This window comes from Sinobaca qinghaiensis (genome assembly GCF_003610495.1).
GTDB classification, from domain to species: Bacteria; Bacillota; Bacilli; order Bacillales; family Marinococcaceae; genus Sinobaca; species Sinobaca qinghaiensis.
The window spans coordinates 104,437-121,559 of sequence record NZ_RAPK01000012.1 but is presented as its reverse complement, the minus strand read 5'-3'; the positions used below and the strand labels follow the sequence as shown (position 1 = coordinate 121,559).

Below are 17,123 nucleotides of genomic sequence, written 5' to 3'. Positions count from 1 at the left end.
CCGCTTTCCTGCTTCTGCAGGGACGACTTGTAGTTGTCCTTCGGCGTCTCGCCGGGGCAGGAAATGTACCATTTCTGTGAGCCCGGTACAAGCATCAGCGGGCCGTTGAACTCGTAGTTGTCGGTCAGCACAATCGAGCAGCTGACCGCGCGCATGTCGGGCATGCCGTCTTCGACGTGCCACGTTTCAAAGTCGGAGTGCCAGTAGAACTCCTTGCCTTTAAAACCGGGCTTAAAGTTGATGCGCGACTGCGTAATGTATACCTCACTGCCCAGAAGCTGCTGAGCCGCCTGGACGATGCGGTCGTTTTGCGCGAGCGACTCAAAAAAGCCGCTGTCTTTATGAATTTCAAACACGGTACGGATATCGTTGCTTTCCGGCTCTTTGATCACTTCGACCGAGTCGCGGTCCTGGTTGCGCTCCATCGTCTGCTTGAGCTCGCGGATCATCGCTTTGATTTCATCAGGCTCAAACAGGTTTTCAAACAGCAGGTAGCCGTTTTCGTCGTAGAAGTCCTCGTCCGCCTTCGTCAGCGGTCCCTCGGAAAAGTCGGGGTTTCGGTAAGCCACCGGGTCCTTGCGCTCCGTAATGGACGCCTCGGCCTGGTGACGGGATGGGTATCGATCGGTAGTCATAATGTGATGCACTCCTTCAGTATTAAATTTAGACCTCCGGTGTTATAGGCTTTTTCCTATTATTCGGAAAATAAAACATGGAATTCGAAAAAAATGTATTTTTCATGCCTCTTTTTGTATTTTTTACATTTTTGGAGTGAATCGGAAATAATATCTTCAGCTAAAAAATCGGCTGAAAACATCTTTACATCAGCGGTTCAGCTGGAGGTATAAGAGAAGCACATTATACTTTTCTTCTATTAGAAGAGAAGTATTTTTTATTCCAAAAAAAATACAATCAGAAGGACTTGCTAAAGTAAACCCTTTCATTTATAGTTAAAGTACACATTATGAATGAGTATTCATTCAAACAAGGAGGCCGATCATGAAAACATCCATTCAAAAAGCAGCCGTACTTGGTTCCGGCGTGATGGGATCAGGGATTGCCGCTCATTTGGCAAATATAGGAATACCGGTAATCCTAATGGATATTGTCCCGAGAGAACTATCTGAAAAAGAACAAAAAGCAGGATTGACGATGGACGATAAAGCCGTCAGAAACCGATTAAGTGAAGTATCAAAAATGAAGCTGTTAAAGCAGAAGCCGGCACCGCTGACTTCCAGATCCAATCTAAACTTAATTGAGACCGGTAATATGGAAGATGACATGGAACGGATCAGTGAAGTGGACTGGGTTATTGAAGTAGTTACAGAAAATCTGCCGATTAAGCAGAAGGTGTTTGAGCAGGTGGATAAATACCGCTCAGATACAACAATAGTAAGCTCCAACACGTCCGGGATTTCCATCGAAGCGATGGCAGAAGGGCGCTCCGAATCTTTCCAGAAACACTTTATGGGCACTCACTTTTTTAATCCGCCTCGTTATTTAAAGCTTTTGGAAATTATACCAACCAAACATACAAGCCGTGAGATTATGGAAGGCATGAAGCAGTTTGCAGAGGATACGCTCGGAAAAGGGGTCGTGGAAGCAAAGGATACACCTAATTTTATTGCAAACCGGATTGGAACATATGGACTGCTGGTCACTGTACAGGAGATGAAAAAGCAGAATCTATCAGTCGGCCAGGTGGATGCCGTAACGGGCCCACTAATAGGACGCCCGAAAAGTGCTACATTTCGTACGCTTGATGTAGTCGGGCTGGATACCTTTCTGCACGTAGCCAAAAACGTCCATGATCAGGTGGAAGGAGAAGAACAACAAGTTTTTGATCCGCCTTCTTTTATGAAAGAGATGGGGGAAAAAGGCTGGATCGGCAGTAAAGCCGGCCAGGGATTTTTTAAGAAAGAAAAAACGGCGGAAGGCAGCGCCATTCTGGAACTTAATACAGATACGATGGAGTACCAGGAACGTCAAAAATGGAAATCACCTGTCATAGAGCAGGCTAAACAGGAAAAAGACCCCGCTGTTAAATTGCAGACACTGGTATTCAGCGAAGATGAAGTAAGTCATTTTTTATGGAGCATCCTCAAGCCGGTTCTTCTATATTCCGCTGAGAAAAAGGAAGAAATTGCAGATGACATTGTGGCCGTGGATGAAGCAATGAAGTGGGGCTTCGGCTGGGAACAGGGACCTTTTGAAATATGGGACAGTCTCGGTTTTAAAAAGACAGCAGGACGGATGACGGCTGAGGGCATCACTCTTCCAAGCTGGATTCAGCAGATGCTCGACAGCGGCATTGACTCTTTTTACAAACAGGACGGAGAATACTTCGAAAATGGCTCTTACGAGAAAAAGAAAATAAATAAAAAAGAAATATCGCTTGCTTCGATAAAAAAATCACACGGCGTTATTAAGAAAAACGCGGGCGCCTCCCTCATTGATATTGGAGACGACGTCGCTCTGCTCGAGTTTCAATCGCCGAATAATTCAATCGGACTGGACGTTATTCAAATGATAAACCAGTCGATTGAAGAGGTTAACAAAAACTATAAAGGCCTTGTTATTGGCAACCAGGGAAAAAACTTCTGTGTAGGCGCTAATTTAATGATGATTCTCATGGAAGCCCAGGATGATAATTTCTTTGAAATAGATATGGTAATCAAACAATTCCAGCAGGCAGCTATGGCTATTAAATATGCTGAACGTCCGGTCGTTACTGCGCCGCACGCGATGACCCTCGGGGGCGGTGCGGAAATATGCCTGCCTTCTGCCAGCATTCAGGCAGCATCGGAAACATATATGGGACTTGTAGAAGTCGGTGTCGGTCTGATACCGGGAGGCGGCGGAAACAAGGAGCTCTATATGCGTAATATTGAAGGCCTTGATCCGAAAAATACAGCCGGACTTCTCAAAGCTTCTTTTAAGACATTTGAAACCATTGCCACAGCTAAAACATCCACGTCCGGCCATGAAGCAGCAGACAACGGATTTTTAAAGGACAGGGATGCAGTGATTACAAATGCAGACCATGTGCTCTACCACGCTAAACAGCAGGTGAACCATCTCTTTGATACAGGCTACCGCGCTCCGCAGCGTGAGAAAGTGGCTGTATCCGGAGAAGCAGGCTACGCCGCCATGAAGCTTGGAGCAAAAACAATGGAACTCGGAGGCATGGCTTCGCCGCATGACTTAAAAATAGCCGAAAAGCTGGCACATGTTATTGCCGGCGGGAAAGTTCCAAAAGGAACAATGGTGGACGAACAATACCTTCTCGACCTGGAAAGAGAAGCATTCCTTAGTCTCGTAGGAGAACCAAAGTCGCAGCAGCGCATGCAGCATATGCTGTCTAAAGGAAAACCGCTGAGAAATTAAACGAATGGAGGGAACAGCCTTGAATGAAGCAGTCATTGTGGCAGGAGCAAGAACTCCTGTCGGAAAAGCAAATAGAGGAACACTGGCAGCCACCCGACCCGATGATCTGGGGGCATTAACCATAAAAGAAACGCTGAAAAGAGCAGGCGGCCTCGACCCGTCAACAATTGACGATGTTATTATCGGATGCGCCATGCCGGAAGCAGAGCAGGGCATGAACGTCGCCAGAAGCATCTCGGCGTTAGCGGGCCTTCCTTATACGGTGCCGTCGATTACGATTAACAGATACTGTTCATCCGGTCTGCAGAGTATTGCCTATGGGGCCGAACGGATCATGCTGGGTCATTCCCAGACTGTTATCGCCGGTGGCGCGGAATCAATGAGTATGATTCCAATGGGCGGCCATGTGATTGCTCCCAACCCGACGCTTGTAGATGAAGCGCCTGAGTATTATATCGGCATGGGATATACAGCTGAAGAAGTAGCGAACCGGTTTGGCGTCAGTCGTGCAGATCAGGACGCATTTGCGGCTGAAAGCCACCGCAGAGCAGCAGCTGCCGTCGAGCAGGGGAAATTCACAGATGAAATCGTACCGGTGGAAGTAACGAAACGTTCCGTAGGGAAAGACCACAAATTAAAAGAATCAACGGAAATGTTTTCAATGGATGAAGGAATACGTAAAGATACAACAGCAGAAACCCTTGCAGGACTGCGCCCGGCATTTCATCCGAAAGGATCCGTTACAGCCGGAAATGCCTCGCAGATGAGCGACGGCGCAGCCTCTGTTCTACTGATGGACCGGCAGAAGGCGGAAGCGGAAGGGCATAAGCCTATTCTGAAATTCCATGGTTTCTCCGTAGCGGGTGTTCCTCCTGAAATTATGGGTATCGGCCCGGTGGAAGCGATTCCGAAAGCTGTAAAGCTCGCGGGTCTGGAAATGTCGGATATTGGGCTGTTTGAGCTCAATGAAGCATTTGCTTCCCAGGCACTGCAGGTCATTAGGGAATTAAAGCTGGATCACACAAAAGTAAACGTCAATGGAGGAGCGATCGCTTTAGGACATCCGCTCGGGTGCACCGGAACGAAGCTCACCTTGTCTCTTATGCATGAAATGATCAGACGCAATGAACAGTTTGGTGTGGTAACGATGTGTATTGGCGGGGGAATGGGTGCAGCCGGCGTGTTTGAACTGCTTCCACAATAAAAAGGAGGAATAAATGATGAGCAGCACAATAGAGCTTCACACAAAAGGCGGAGGCTTTTTACTCGGAGAAGTAACAGCAGACCAGGTATTCACACCGGAAGATTTCACGGATGAGCATAAAATGATTGCTAAAACGACAGAAGATTTTGTAGTTGGGAAAGTAGTACCGGAAACAGAAAAACTGGAAAATCATCAGTTTGACGTCTCCCGCCGCCTCTTAACGCAGGCTGGTGAGCTCGGCCTGCTCGGCGCAGATGTTCCGGAAAAATACGGCGGAATCGGCCTTGATAAAATCAGTTCTACCCTCATTACGGAAAAATTCTCCCGCGCCGGTTCCTTTTCCTTGAGCCAGGGTGCGCATGTCGGTATCGGCTCTCTGCCAATTGTCTTTTTCGGCAATGAAGAGCAGAAATCCAAATATCTTCCGGACCTTGCCACGGGCACAAAAATTGCCGCCTACGCTCTGACAGAGCCAAGCTCCGGATCAGATGCCCTCGGCGCAAAAACGACCGCTGTTCTAAACGATGCCGGAACACACTATAAGCTGACCGGTGAAAAGCAGTGGATTACAAACTCGGCGTTCGCGGACGTCTTTATTGTGTATGCCAAAATTGACGGCGAACATTTCTCCGCCTTTATTGTAGATCGGGAAATTGAAGGCGTTTCCACAGGGCCGGAAGAGAAGAAGATGGGAATCAAAGGTTCTTCTACAAGAACACTGATTCTTGATAATGCCCACGTGCCGAAAGAAAATCTGCTCGGCGAAGCAGGACGCGGTCATATTATTGCATTTAATATTTTAAACGTAGGACGTTATAAGCTGGGGGTAGGCTGCGTCGGTGGTTCTAAGCGCGGTATTGAGCTGTCTGCCAAGTACGCGAACGAGCGCAAGCAGTTTAAAGTGCCGATTGCCTCTTTTAGAGGCATCCAGGAAAAGCTTGCTACGATGGCGTCAGAGACGTATGCGTTGGAAAGCTCCATTTACCGTACCGGCGGGCTTTTCGAAGAGCAGCTGGGAAGGCTGAGTGAAACCGAGCAGGAAGATGGCGGAAAAGTCGCGGGAGCGATAGCTGAGTATGCAATCGAATGCTCTCTGAATAAATTCTATGGATCGGAAACGCTCGATTACGTAGTAGATGAAGCAGTGCAGATTCACGGCGGCTACGGCTTTATGGCGGAGTACGAAGTAGAGCGGGCCTACCGTGATTCCCGGATCAACCGCATTTTTGAAGGTACAAACGAAATTAACCGTCTGCTGGTGCCGGGAACAATCATGCGTAAAGCGATGAAAGGCGAGCTGCCATTCTTGGAAGAAGCCAAAAAGCTTCAGTCGGAAATTATGTCAATGATGCCGGAAGAGCCGGGATCGGAGCCGCTGGAGCAGGAGAAAATGCTTTTGAAAAACCTGAAGAAAGTATTCCTTCTCGTATCAGGAAGTGCTGCACAGAAATACGGCAAAGGGCTTGATCAGGAGCAGGAGCTTCTCTTTAACTCGGCTGATATCGTAAGCGATATTTATTCCATGGAATCCGCGATTCTCCGTACGGAAAAAGCGATGAATAAAAATGGAGCCGAAAAAGAAAATATGAAAATTATGCTCACCCAGGTATTCTGCCAGGAAGCAGTAAACCGTATTGAAGCACACGCCAAGGAGTCCATTATTCATATGGAAGAAGGAGATTCATTACGCACGATGCTCTCGATTCTCCGCAAGCTGACGCGTCACACGCCGACAGACGTGATCCGCATTAAGCGCACTATTGCAGAAAAAGTGCTAAAAGAAGAACGTTATGTGATCTAGAGGTAATTAAAGGTAAAACGGGCAGTTCATCTGTCCGTTTTTTTGTGTTTGAAAAAAATACGTATTTTTATACAAAAATTTTTACAGGGGATCTTTTCTGCAGGAGTTATCCCCTGATTATTTTTCCATTTTCAAAAAAGCGTTAAAAGAATTCGAAACCATTTATAGACATACTGGAGGAAATAGTTTTCGACAACCTGATAGACAGTTCATCTTTTTGTTTTTTATGTTTCTATTTATTTTTAATTTTCGTTCAGCGGTTCACGATAAAGGTCAGTTAGTGATTATATGTACCCATTACTTTATATTTACATAAAAGTAAAGATTCGGTAAACTGTATACCTATTCATGTTTTTGAAAAAGAAGGGAATGGTTGGATGAAGAGGGGTATGAAACAAAAAGCAGTAATGGCGGCTGGTCTATTTTTAATCCTGGCAGCGGGGTGCTCGCAGGAAGAAGCGGGTCCGGCAGTGGAAGAGGCAGAAAGTGCTGAAGTTTCGGAAGCGAAAGAAGAGGCTGGGCCGGAAACAGAGGGAGCAGCAGAAGAACCTGCCGTTGAAGAGCAGGAAGCAGATAGCGAAAAGGAAAAAACAGAGGAGGCAGCAAGTGAATCTGAAGAGCAGCAGGAAACATCAACTGAAGAAACGGTAGAAGAAGAAAAAGATACAAAAGAAGATACACAACAAGGAGAATTGGCTGGGTTTGCAAGGGATTGGCTTATATTAGATGATGAAACAGGAAATTTTATTTCGTTCAGAGTTAAATTAGCCGATAATAATACGCTTCAAGCTACATATGACGGTTTCCAGTCTGGTGAAGTTGAGGTTAATTATGAAATTATAAGTGTGGAAAATGGAGTAGTAAATATAAAGGGAGACATCGAGCATATGGGTGGATCTAAAATCACCCTTAAGTTATTGGATGATGATAAGTTATTATGGAAACACTCCACAAAAGAATTAACTTTTGACACGGAAGAAGATGCAATTGCTAAAGATATAGAAAGAAATGAAAATCAATCGAACATCGGATCAAATGAAACAAATTCAAGCAGTGAATCTGCTGCTGATTCAACTTCAGAGACAGCTGCCGAATCAGAAACAGCCTTTGAGCCGGACACGGAATCGATGAGTCTGGAGGAGCAGCTGGTGGAAGAACTGATTCAATATGGTATTGGAAATGGCGGTACCCGTGACAGCTTTACCTTTTACGACCAGGCTTGGGAAACCGGAGCGGATGGCAATCAGTACTATGTCATGACAGTTGGAGATGGTTCGAAAGTGGCTACCTTCCACGGGGGAGAGGATGGACACCTTTATTTCCTGAATCTTGACACCTTCCCGAATGAGGAGACAGCCGAATATACGAGAGTAGACTCTTATTAATTCCGTTTTTTTATTGAGTCGAGCCGGCAAGTAAATTAAGCTATAATAGCATCAAAAGAAAGGAGGCATAACATGGCAGTCGACATTTACAGCTATCCATCCTGCAGCACCTGCAAAAAGGCAGAAAAGTGGCTGGAAGAACAGGGAGTATCGTTTACAAGACATCATATTGTAGAATCACCTCCATCAGCAGATGAACTAAAAAAACTTCATCAAATCAGTGATTACCCGATTCAGAAATTTTTCAACACGAGCGGGAAAAAATACCGCGAACTGGGTCTTAAAGATAAAGTGAAAGAAGCGGAGAATGAGGAACTATATGATATTCTTGCTTCAGATGGTATGCTAATAAAAAGGCCCATTGTTACAGATGGGAATCTTGTTACATTAGGGTTTAAAGAAGCATTATTTGAGGAAACATGGAAACAATAAAGTAAATGAAAACTGGAGGAATGAACAATGAGCGTACCGAAGGAATTGAAGTACTCAGAAGAGCACGAGTGGGTAAAAACAGAAGGTGAAAAAGTCAGAGTCGGCATTACAGACTTTGCCCAGTCTGAACTTGGAGACATCGTATTTGTTGAGCTGCCGGAAGTAGGAGACGAAATAAAGGCAGATGAACCATTCGGAAGCGTAGAGTCGGTAAAAACGGTTTCTGAATTGTATGCTCCTTTAAGCGGAACGGTCGTCGAGGTAAATGAAGACCTGGATGATTCCCCGGAGTTCGTCAATGATTCTCCCTATGATAAGGCATGGATGATTGTTGTAGAGCCATCCGACAGCAGCCAGATCGATGATTTAATGTCTGCAGAAGATTACGAAAAAATGGTCAGCGCCGACTAAAACGGCTGTTACATAAGAGGTCCGTCTCTTTAATAGAGGCGGGCTTCTTTTTTGCTTTGAATTATTCTTTTATCTTTTATATAGAAGCATCCATCAAACCGAAGCCACCTCCGGCAAATTAGTTGACACCCGCGCCGGCTCCATGCTAAGCTTCGATTTGTACTAAATAACCTACATACTTAATAACTCTTATCATGAGAGGTGGAGGGACTGGCCCTTTGAAGCCCGGCAACCGTCATTGTGTCTAATGAAATGGTGCCAATTCCTGCGAAGCGTGCGCTTTGGCAGATGAGAGAAAGGAACGAACAATAACCTTTCTGCTTATGATAAAAGCTGAAGGGTATTTTATTGTGTTTAAATAAAGGGATGTGTCAGCCTGTTACAGGTATGATAAAGGATTTGTTCCAAGACCAAGTTATCTGGTATGATAAGTGAGGTTAATAAAGAAAAGAAACAGGGTGGACATATGATAGCATTGGAAAAACTATCGAAAATATTTCCTACATCCAATGGGGATATAACGGCAGTAGACAATATAGACTTAACGATAGACGAAGGAGAAATATTCGGGGTAATCGGGTACAGCGGAGCAGGTAAAAGTACGCTCATCCGCCTGCTGAATATGCTGGAAAAGCCGACGTCGGGAAAAATTATTATTGCAGAAAAAAATATGGCAGATCTGCAGGGCTCCTCTCTTCGGAAAGCGCGCCAGGAAATCAGCATGATTTTTCAGCATTTTAACCTTCTCTGGTCAAGAACCGTACGGGAAAATATCGCCTTTCCACTGGAAATTGCGAAGCTCTCAAAAAAAGACAAAAATGCCAGGGTGGATGAACTGATAGATCTTGTCGGTCTCACTGGTAGAGAAGATGCGTATCCGGCTCAGCTCAGCGGCGGCCAGAAGCAGCGCGTCGGCATTGCGAGAGCTCTTGCGAATAATCCTAAAGTGCTGCTGTGCGATGAGGCCACCTCGGCGCTGGATCCGAAAACGACAGATTCGATATTGGAACTTCTCACGGATATTAATAAAAAGCTCGGTTTGACCATTGTGCTTATTACTCATGAAATGCACGTGATCCGGAAAATCTGCAACCGGGTAGCCGTTATGGAAAACGGAAAAATAGTCGAAGAAGGACCGGTTTTGGATGTGTTCAGGCAGCCCCGTGAAGAAATGACCAAAGAATTCGTCAAGCAGATAACGGAGCCGGAAGAAACGATGGAAGCTATCCGGGAGTTAATGAAAACAGGCGACACCAGTCCCATAGTCAAGATATCTTTCCTCGGTGAAGATGCGGAACAGCCTATTATGACAAACCTTATTCTTACATGCGGCGTTTCCGTAAACATCCTGCAGGGCAAAGTGTCTAAAACCAGAGATGGCAGCTATGGTACATTATTTGTTCAGCTCCAGGGGAATCAGGAACAGCTGAACCACGCGCTGTCCTATTTAAAAGATCAGCAGGTACAGACAGAGGTGATGACAGCGCATGAATGAAATATTTGAAAATATAAACTGGGCTAACATGTGGGAAGCTACGTTAGAAACGTTATACATGAGTGCTTTGGCAGTTCTGGCTACTTTTATTCTGGGCGTTCTGCTCGGTCTTGTCCTCTACATGACGGACAAAGGAAACATGTGGGAAAATCAGCCGGTCCACTTAGCGGCAGCGGCGATTGTAAACATATTTCGGTCAATTCCATTTATTATTTTAATTATCCTGCTCGTTCCGTTTACGACATTTATTGTCGGAACAATGCTCGGGCCGAGTGCGGCTCTGCCTGCTCTGGTAATAGGAGCGGCACCGTTTTACGCCAGACTGGTGGAAATCGGTCTTCGTGAAGTGAATAAAGGAGTTATTGAGGCAGCCCAGTCCATGGGCGCCAATCAATGGCATATTATTTTTAAAGTATTGATTCCTGAATCGCTTCCCGCCTTAATTTCCGGAATTACCGTTACGGCTATTACGCTTGTAAGCTATACGGCAATGGCCGGAGTGATTGGAGCCGGAGGACTTGGCGACCTTGCTTTCCGGGAAGGGTTCCAGCGCAGCAACTCAGATGTAACGCTGGCAGCAACTGCCGCTATCCTGGTGATCGTTATGATCCTGCAGTGGATTGGCGACAGAATTATATATAGAATTGATAAAAGATAAAAGGGGAGAAAGTAAAATGAAAAAGATTTGGATGATTCCAGCACTATCATTAACAATTGGACTTGCAGCCTGCGGAGGCGGCGGAGAAGAATCGGGTTCTGAAGAAGAAACAACGACGCTTACAGTAGGTGCTTCCAACGTACCTCACGCCGAAATTCTTGAATTTGCACGTGATCAACTTGAAGAAGAAGGCGTGGATCTGCAGATTGAAACATTTAATGACTATATCGTGCCGAACCAGGCGCTGGCTGAAGAGGAAATTGATGCTAACTATTTCCAGCACGTGCCTTACTTTGAATCACAGATTGAAGAAAATGACTATGACTTTGCCAATGCAGGTGCGATTCATATAGAGCCTATGGGCGTGTATTCCCAGGATTACGACAGCTTAGGTGAACTGCCGGAAGGCGCTGAAGTAATCATGAGCAGCTCTGTAGCAGACCACGGCCGTATTTTGAGCATGCTTGAAGACGAAGGTGTAATTACAATGGAAGAAGATGCGGGTATCGAAGCAACAATAGATGATATCGCAGAAAACCCAAAAAACATTGAGTTTAGTGCCAATGTAGAAGCAGCTACACTTCCACAGGCTTACCAGAACGGCGAAGGCGATGCCGTATTTATCAATTCCAACTATGCACTAGACAGCGACCTGAGCCCAAGCGAAGACGCTATTGCTATTGAAAGCGCTGAGGACAATCCTTACGCCAATATTATAGCGGTACGCAGCGGTGACGAAGATCGTGAAGAAATACAAACACTGGTCGATGTACTGCATTCCGATGAAGTAAGATCATTTATTGAAGACGAATATGAGGGCGCTGTGCTTCCTGCTGAAGGCGAAAACGCTGAATAAAATACTGTTCCTTAACAGTTTATGTTTTAACAAAGCAATCTAGTTTGTTATACTAAAAACAATAAGGGGGGGCTATCCTGAAAGAGAAAGCTTTTAGGCAGTCCTCCTTTTTGTATTCCGTTCGGATAAAGTAAAGTGTGTTTCTTGAACTCTGTTTACATTTGTTATAAACTGATAATGATAATAAAGTGAGAATGAGAAACCACTTTCTGTGGTTAAAATAAAGTTAATGGAGGTTTTTTTAATGTCAGCATCAACTCTTAAAATCGAGGATCTAACGGTTGAAATAGAAGGCTCAGAAATTATCAAGCACTTCAACCTTGAAATAAAAGGCGGGGAAATCCACGCTATTATGGGACCAAACGGTACCGGTAAGTCTACATTGGCTTCTGCTATCATGGGTCACCCAAAGTATGAAATTACCCACGGAAGCGTCATTCTTGACGGCGAAGATGTATTGGAAATGGAAGTGGATGAGCGTGCAAAAGCCGGCTTGTTCCTTGCTATGCAGTATCCAAGCGAAATCAGCGGTGTAACGAACGCAGACTTTATGCGCTCTGCCATCAACTCAAAGCGTGAAGAAGGCGACGAGATTTCCCTGATGAAGTTTATCCGTAAAATGGACGAAAAAATGGATAAGCTTGAGATGAATCAGGCATTTTCCCAGCGTTATCTAAACGAAGGCTTCTCCGGCGGTGAGAAAAAGCGTAATGAAATTCTTCAGCTTCTTATGCTTGAGCCTAAAATTGCAATTCTTGATGAAATTGACTCCGGTCTTGATATTGACGCCCTTCGTGTCGTCTCCAACGGAATCAACGAAATGAAAAGTGAAAGCTTCGGCTGCCTTATTATCACTCACTACCAGCGTCTTCTCAATTACATTACACCGGACAGAGTACACGTAATGATGCAGGGACGTATCGTTAAATCAGGTGGAGCAGAGCTTGCAGAACGCCTTGAAGCAGACGGTTATGACTGGATCAAAGAAGAACTTGGCATCGAAGACGAAAGAGTTGGAAACCAACAGAAAGCGTAAAGAAGGGAGGTCACTATTTTATGTCAGTAGAAACAAAATGGACGTTTGATGAACAATACGTCAAAGAATTTTCCGAGCAGAGAGAAGAACCGGAATGGCTAACAGAGGAAAGGCTTACTGCTTTCCGTTTGATTGAGAAGCTTGAGCTTCCTAAGCCGGAAAAAACTAAAATCACCAAGTGGAACTTCACGGAGTTCAAGCATCAGGGAACAGAAGCGGGCACGGTATCAAGCCTTTCTGATCTTCATACCGATGTTCAAAAGCTTATTAACGTAACAGAAGAAGACCAGAATCTTCTAGTGGTTAGAGATGGAAAGCCTCTTTATTACAGCCTTTCATCAGAAGCAAAAGAAAAAGGCGTTATTTTCACTGATATCGCAACGGCAGCGAAAGAGCACAGCGACCTGTTGAAGAAATATTTCATGGGTGAAGCAGTAAAAGTAGATGAGAATAAGCTTACTGCTCTTCATACAGCTTTTCTAAGCGGCGGTGCATTTATTTACGTGCCTAAAAACGTTCAGCTGGAAAAGCCTCTTCAGGCTGTATATTTTCAGGAAGATCCGGAAGCCGGCCTGTTCAATCATGTAGTATTGGCTACAGAGGACAACAGTGACGTAACGTACCTGGAAAACTACGTGTCATTCAACAGTGAACAGGAATCAGCGGCAAACATTATCGCAGAAGTTTACGCAGGCCCTGCTTCGAAAGTATCCTTCGGCGCTGTAGATCACCTTGAAAAAGGGGTTACAACGTACGTGAACCGCCGCGGTGTGGCTCAGAAAGATGCCCGCATTGACTGGGCTTTAGGCCAGATGAATGACGGAAATACTCTTTCTGATAATACAACGATTTTAAGAGGAGATGGTTCTTACTCCGACGTGAAATCTGTATCAATCGGCCGAGGTACGCAGGCACAGGATTTCTGGACACAGATCATTCATTTCGGTAAGCACTCCGATGGACAGATTCTGACTCACGGCGTTATGAAAGATTCCGCCCGTGCTATTTTCAACGGTATTTCGAAAATTGAACACGGCGCGACGAAATCAAACGGCGTACAGACTGAACGTGTACTGATGCTAAGCGAAAAAGCTCGTGGAGATGCGAACCCAATTCTTCTCATTGATGAAGATGATGTAACAGCAGGACACGCAGCTTCTGTAGGACGTATTGATCCGCTTCAGATGTTCTACTTGATGAGCCGCGGCTTGAGCCGTCTTGAAGCCGAGCGTCTTATTATTCACGGTTTCCTTCAGCCGGTAGTAGCCGAGCTGCCTATCCAGGCGGTTAAAGATAGACTGACTGAGGTTATCGAAAGGAAAGTGTACTAAATGGACATTCAGGAGATCCGTCGCCAGTTCCCTATATTAAATGAACAGGTCAACGGTCACCCTCTTGTTTATCTTGACAGCGCGGCGACTTCCCAGAAGCCGCTGGCTGTTATTGAAAAAATAGATGAATATTATAAGAAGTATAATTCCAATGTGCACCGCGGTGTTCATACTCTTGGCAGTATGGCAACCGATGGATATGAAGGAGCCCGGGAGAAAGTCCGGAATTTCCTTCATGCTTCTTCCGTAGAGGAAATTATCTTCACACGGGGAACTACTACTTCCATTAATATCGTCGCTCAGTCCTATGGTGAAGCCAACCTGCAGGAAGATGATGAAATTGTGCTCACCTATATGGAGCATCACAGCAACATCATCCCATGGCAGCAGGCAGCCAAAAGAACCGGAGCAAAACTGAAATATCTTCCAATGAACGAGGACGGTACGCTTTCTATGGCAGATGTCAAAGAAGCGGTCGGCCCAAAAACTAAAATCGTTGCGGTCACTCACGTTTCCAATGTGCTCGGCACGATAAACCCGGTAAAAGAAATCGCAGAAATCGCCCACGCCAATGACGCAGTTATTGTAGTCGACGGCGCTCAGGGCGCTCCGCATATTAAAGTGGATGTGCAGGAGCTTGACTGTGACTTTTACGCTTTTTCCGGCCATAAAATGGGCGGACCTACCGGTATCGGTGTACTGTACGGCAAAAAAGCACTGCTGAACAACATGGAACCCGTAGAATTCGGCGGGGAAATGATTGATTTTGTCGGCCTGTACGAATCGACCTGGAAAGAGCTTCCCTGGAAATTTGAAGGGGGAACCCCGATCATTGCAGGAGCTATCGGTCTTGGAGCGGCAATTGATTTTATTAACAGCGTTGGTTTTGATATAATAGAGTCACATGAAAAAGAACTTGCCGGTTACGCCATGGAAGTCTTGAGTAATGTAGATGGTTTAACAATTTACGGTCCGAAGGAAAGAGCCGGCGTGGTTACGTTTAATATAGATGATGTCCACCCGCATGATGTAGCAACTGTCCTTGATTCAGAAGGCATTGCCGTTCGTGCCGGACACCACTGCGCCCAGCCTCTTATGAAATGGCTTGATGTAAGCTCTACCGCTCGTGCAAGCTTTTATATTTACAACACGAAGGAAGAAGTGGATCGTCTTGCTGAAGGACTAATAAAAACAAAGGAGTATTTTGGTGATGTCTTCGCATAATAATCTTGATACTCTCTACCGCCAGGTTATTATGGATCATTACAAGAATCCCAGAAACCGCGGAGAGCTGGAAAACGAAACGCTTCACGTCAATATGAACAACCCTACCTGCGGAGACCGCATTCAGCTTCAGCTTGAGGTAGAAGACGGCCTGATCAAAAACGCCAGCTTCATTGGGGAAGGATGCTCCATCAGTTTGTCATCAGCTTCCATGATGACAGATATCGTAAAAGGCAAATCCGTTGAGGATGCGCTGGAGCTTTCCGCTATTTTCTCTGACATGATGCTTGGCAAGGATTATGAAGAAGGCAAGTTTGACCTTGGCGACATTGAAGCTCTTCAGGGAGTCACAAAGTTTCCAGCACGTATTAAGTGTGCTACACTTGCGTGGAAGGCAATGGAAAAAGGCATCGATGAAAACGGGCATAACGAATAGCCCTATATATAAAGCACGAAAGCAAGGGGCGTATAAGCCCCTGCTAACCTAAGGGAGGTATTCAAATGGCAAAAAAAATGCCGGAACTAGGCGATTACCAATATGGATTTGCTGACCGCGACGTATCCATTTTCCGCTCTGAGCGTGGACTTACTGAAGCAGTGGTTCGTGAGATTTCTTCAATAAAGGAAGAGCCGCAGTGGATGCTTGATTTCCGCTTGAAATCATTGGCTCAGTTTTACAAAATGCCAATGCCGCAGTGGGGTGGAGATCTTACAGGCCTTGTATTTGACGATATTACGTATTACGTGAAGCCTTCTGAGCGTTCTGAAACATCATGGGACGAAGTACCGGAGGAAATCAAAAATACGTTCGACAAACTTGGTATTCCTGAAGCAGAGCAAAAGTATCTTGCTGGTGTTTCTGCGCAGTATGAATCAGAAGTGGTTTATCACAGCATGAAGCAGGAACTGACAGATCAGGGAATTGTGTTTAAAGATACCGATACGGCTCTTAAGGAAAACGAAGATATTTTCCGCGAGCACTTCGGAAAAACTATTCCGCCATCAGACAACAAATTCGCAGCACTTAACTCGGCCGTATGGTCCGGCGGATCGTTTATCTACGTGCCAAAAGGCGCAAAAGTAGATACCCCGCTTCAGGCATATTTCCGTATTAACTCTGAAAACATGGGACAGTTCGAAAGAACACTCATTATTGCTGATGAAGACAGCTCCGTACACTATGTAGAAGGCTGTACAGCTCCTGTATATACAACGAGCTCCCTTCACAGTGCCGTAGTTGAAATCATTGTTAAGAAGAACGCTTACTGCCGTTACACGACAATCCAGAACTGGTCTTCCAACATCTACAACCTCGTAACAAAAAGAGCAGTATGTGATGAAGGCGCCACAATGGAATGGGTGGATGGAAACATCGGCTCTAAGCTTACAATGAAATATCCTGCAGTTATCATGCGCGGCGAAGGCGCAAAAGGAACTATCCTTTCTATCGCCATCGCAGGTAAAGGACAGCACCAGGATGCAGGCGCGAAAGTAACGCACCTTGCACCAAACTGTTCCTCTACGATTGTATCGAAGTCGATCTCTAAGCACGGCGGTAAAGTAACGTACCGTGGTATTGCTCACTTCGGACGCAGATCAGCCGGCTCCTTCTCAAAAATTGAGTGCGACACGCTGATCATGGACAACGAGTCCACGTCAGATACAATTCCGTACAACGAAATTCTAAACAACAACATTACGCTTGAACACGAAGCGACGGTTTCAAAAGTATCAGAAGAGCAGCTCTTCTATCTAATGAGCCGCGGTGTCTCCGAGCAGGAAGCTACAGAAATGATCGTAATGGGCTTTATCGAGCCATTTACGAAAGAGCTTCCGATGGAGTACGCTGTAGAAATGAACCGTTTGATCAGCTTCGAAATGGAAGGATCTATCGGTTAATAGT

At 45.4% G+C, this 17,123-nt stretch carries 15 protein-coding genes and 1 riboswitch; of the genes, 14 read left to right on the top strand and 1 reads right to left on the bottom strand.

The features are described 5' to 3' along the window. On the bottom strand, nucleotides 1-635 hold a 635-nt coding region (locus ATL39_RS16370; protein ID WP_120194451.1), incomplete at its 3' end, for a phytanoyl-CoA dioxygenase family protein. A gap of 364 nt (nucleotides 636-999) precedes the next feature. Between ATL39_RS16370 and ATL39_RS16365 the strand changes: the two genes are divergently transcribed. The 14 genes from ATL39_RS16365 (at nucleotide 1,000) to sufB (ending at nucleotide 17,119) form a co-directional block, all read left to right on the top strand. After that, entirely contained in the window at nucleotides 1,000-3,387 is a 2,388-nt protein-coding gene (locus ATL39_RS16365; RefSeq protein WP_120194450.1) for a 3-hydroxyacyl-CoA dehydrogenase/enoyl-CoA hydratase family protein, read from the top strand. Between the two features lie 19 nt (nucleotides 3,388-3,406). Further along, nucleotides 3,407-4,591, top strand: coding sequence for an acetyl-CoA C-acetyltransferase (locus ATL39_RS16360; protein ID WP_120194449.1), 1,185 nt, complete (start codon nucleotides 3,407-3,409; stop codon nucleotides 4,589-4,591). A 16-nt stretch (nucleotides 4,592-4,607) separates the two neighbouring features. Next, on the top strand, nucleotides 4,608-6,392 hold the full coding sequence (locus ATL39_RS16355) for an acyl-CoA dehydrogenase family protein (protein ID WP_120194448.1): 1,785 nt from the start codon (nucleotides 4,608-4,610) through the stop codon (nucleotides 6,390-6,392). 389 nt (nucleotides 6,393-6,781) lie between these two features. Next, nucleotides 6,782-7,777, top strand: a complete 996-nt coding sequence (locus tag ATL39_RS16350) for a hypothetical protein (protein WP_120194447.1) — start codon at nucleotides 6,782-6,784, stop codon at nucleotides 7,775-7,777. Between the two features lie 72 nt (nucleotides 7,778-7,849). Then, on the top strand, nucleotides 7,850-8,209 hold the full coding sequence (locus ATL39_RS16345) for an arsenate reductase family protein (RefSeq protein ID WP_120194446.1): 360 nt from the start codon (nucleotides 7,850-7,852) through the stop codon (nucleotides 8,207-8,209). A 27-nt stretch (nucleotides 8,210-8,236) separates the two neighbouring features. Next, complete coding sequence (gcvH, locus tag ATL39_RS16340; protein ID WP_120194445.1) at nucleotides 8,237-8,620, top strand: glycine cleavage system protein GcvH; 384 nt, start codon at nucleotides 8,237-8,239, stop codon at nucleotides 8,618-8,620. Nucleotides 8,621-8,806: 186 nt separating this feature from the next. Continuing rightward, nucleotides 8,807-8,915: riboswitch (SAM riboswitch) on the top strand. 171 nt (nucleotides 8,916-9,086) lie between these two features. Next, nucleotides 9,087-10,115: a methionine ABC transporter ATP-binding protein gene (locus ATL39_RS16335; RefSeq protein ID WP_120194444.1), complete on the top strand. Its 1,029-nt coding sequence runs from the start codon at nucleotides 9,087-9,089 to the stop codon at nucleotides 10,113-10,115. Continuing rightward, on the top strand, nucleotides 10,108-10,773 hold the full coding sequence (locus ATL39_RS16330; protein ID WP_120194443.1) for a methionine ABC transporter permease: 666 nt from the start codon (nucleotides 10,108-10,110) through the stop codon (nucleotides 10,771-10,773). The genes ATL39_RS16335 and ATL39_RS16330 overlap by 8 nt, the downstream gene beginning before the upstream one ends. A gap of 16 nt (nucleotides 10,774-10,789) precedes the next feature. Beyond that, nucleotides 10,790-11,629 (top strand): MetQ/NlpA family ABC transporter substrate-binding protein, encoded by an 840-nt coding sequence (locus ATL39_RS16325; RefSeq protein ID WP_120194442.1) that lies wholly within the window; start codon nucleotides 10,790-10,792, stop codon nucleotides 11,627-11,629. Nucleotides 11,630-11,873: 244 nt separating this feature from the next. Continuing rightward, nucleotides 11,874-12,665 (top strand): Fe-S cluster assembly ATPase SufC, encoded by a 792-nt coding sequence (gene sufC, locus ATL39_RS16320; RefSeq protein WP_120194441.1) that lies wholly within the window; start codon nucleotides 11,874-11,876, stop codon nucleotides 12,663-12,665. A gap of 20 nt (nucleotides 12,666-12,685) precedes the next feature. Beyond that, the gene (gene sufD / locus ATL39_RS16315; RefSeq protein WP_120194440.1) at nucleotides 12,686-13,996 is read left to right on the top strand and encodes a Fe-S cluster assembly protein SufD; all 1,311 of its coding nucleotides are present in this window, start codon (nucleotides 12,686-12,688) and stop codon (nucleotides 13,994-13,996) included. Next, nucleotides 13,997-15,220: a cysteine desulfurase gene (locus tag ATL39_RS16310; RefSeq protein WP_120194439.1), complete on the top strand. Its 1,224-nt coding sequence runs from the start codon at nucleotides 13,997-13,999 to the stop codon at nucleotides 15,218-15,220. It abuts the gene before it with no gap. Further along, complete coding sequence (gene sufU / locus ATL39_RS16305; protein WP_120194438.1) at nucleotides 15,207-15,656, top strand: Fe-S cluster assembly sulfur transfer protein SufU; 450 nt, start codon at nucleotides 15,207-15,209, stop codon at nucleotides 15,654-15,656. The genes ATL39_RS16310 and sufU overlap by 14 nt, the downstream gene beginning before the upstream one ends. A gap of 65 nt (nucleotides 15,657-15,721) precedes the next feature. Continuing rightward, complete coding sequence (sufB, locus tag ATL39_RS16300) at nucleotides 15,722-17,119, top strand: Fe-S cluster assembly protein SufB (protein ID WP_120194437.1); 1,398 nt, start codon at nucleotides 15,722-15,724, stop codon at nucleotides 17,117-17,119. Nucleotides 17,120-17,123 lie beyond the last annotated feature (4 nt).

What these genes read in the sequence shown, in the direction of transcription:
- ATL39_RS16330 (WP_120194443.1), top strand. Translation starts at nt 10,108, where the DNA reads ATGAATGAAATATTTGAAAATATAAACTGGGCTAACATGTGGGAAGCT.
- ATL39_RS16335 (WP_120194444.1), top strand. Translation starts at nt 9,087, where the DNA reads ATGATAGCATTGGAAAAACTATCGAAAATATTTCCTACATCCAATGGG.
- ATL39_RS16345 (WP_120194446.1), top strand. Translation starts at nt 7,850, where the DNA reads ATGGCAGTCGACATTTACAGCTATCCATCCTGCAGCACCTGCAAAAAG.
- ATL39_RS16325 (WP_120194442.1), top strand. Translation starts at nt 10,790, where the DNA reads ATGAAAAAGATTTGGATGATTCCAGCACTATCATTAACAATTGGACTT.
- sufD (WP_120194440.1), top strand. Translation starts at nt 12,686, where the DNA reads ATGTCAGTAGAAACAAAATGGACGTTTGATGAACAATACGTCAAAGAA.
- sufU (WP_120194438.1), top strand. Translation starts at nt 15,207, where the DNA reads ATGTCTTCGCATAATAATCTTGATACTCTCTACCGCCAGGTTATTATG.
- ATL39_RS16365 (WP_120194450.1), top strand. Translation starts at nt 1,000, where the DNA reads ATGAAAACATCCATTCAAAAAGCAGCCGTACTTGGTTCCGGCGTGATG.
- ATL39_RS16350 (WP_120194447.1), top strand. Translation starts at nt 6,782, where the DNA reads ATGAAACAAAAAGCAGTAATGGCGGCTGGTCTATTTTTAATCCTGGCA.
- ATL39_RS16355 (WP_120194448.1), top strand. Translation starts at nt 4,608, where the DNA reads ATGAGCAGCACAATAGAGCTTCACACAAAAGGCGGAGGCTTTTTACTC.
- sufB (WP_120194437.1), top strand. Translation starts at nt 15,722, where the DNA reads ATGGCAAAAAAAATGCCGGAACTAGGCGATTACCAATATGGATTTGCT.
- sufC (WP_120194441.1), top strand. Translation starts at nt 11,874, where the DNA reads ATGTCAGCATCAACTCTTAAAATCGAGGATCTAACGGTTGAAATAGAA.
- ATL39_RS16310 (WP_120194439.1), top strand. Translation starts at nt 13,997, where the DNA reads ATGGACATTCAGGAGATCCGTCGCCAGTTCCCTATATTAAATGAACAG.
- gcvH (WP_120194445.1), top strand. Translation starts at nt 8,237, where the DNA reads ATGAGCGTACCGAAGGAATTGAAGTACTCAGAAGAGCACGAGTGGGTA.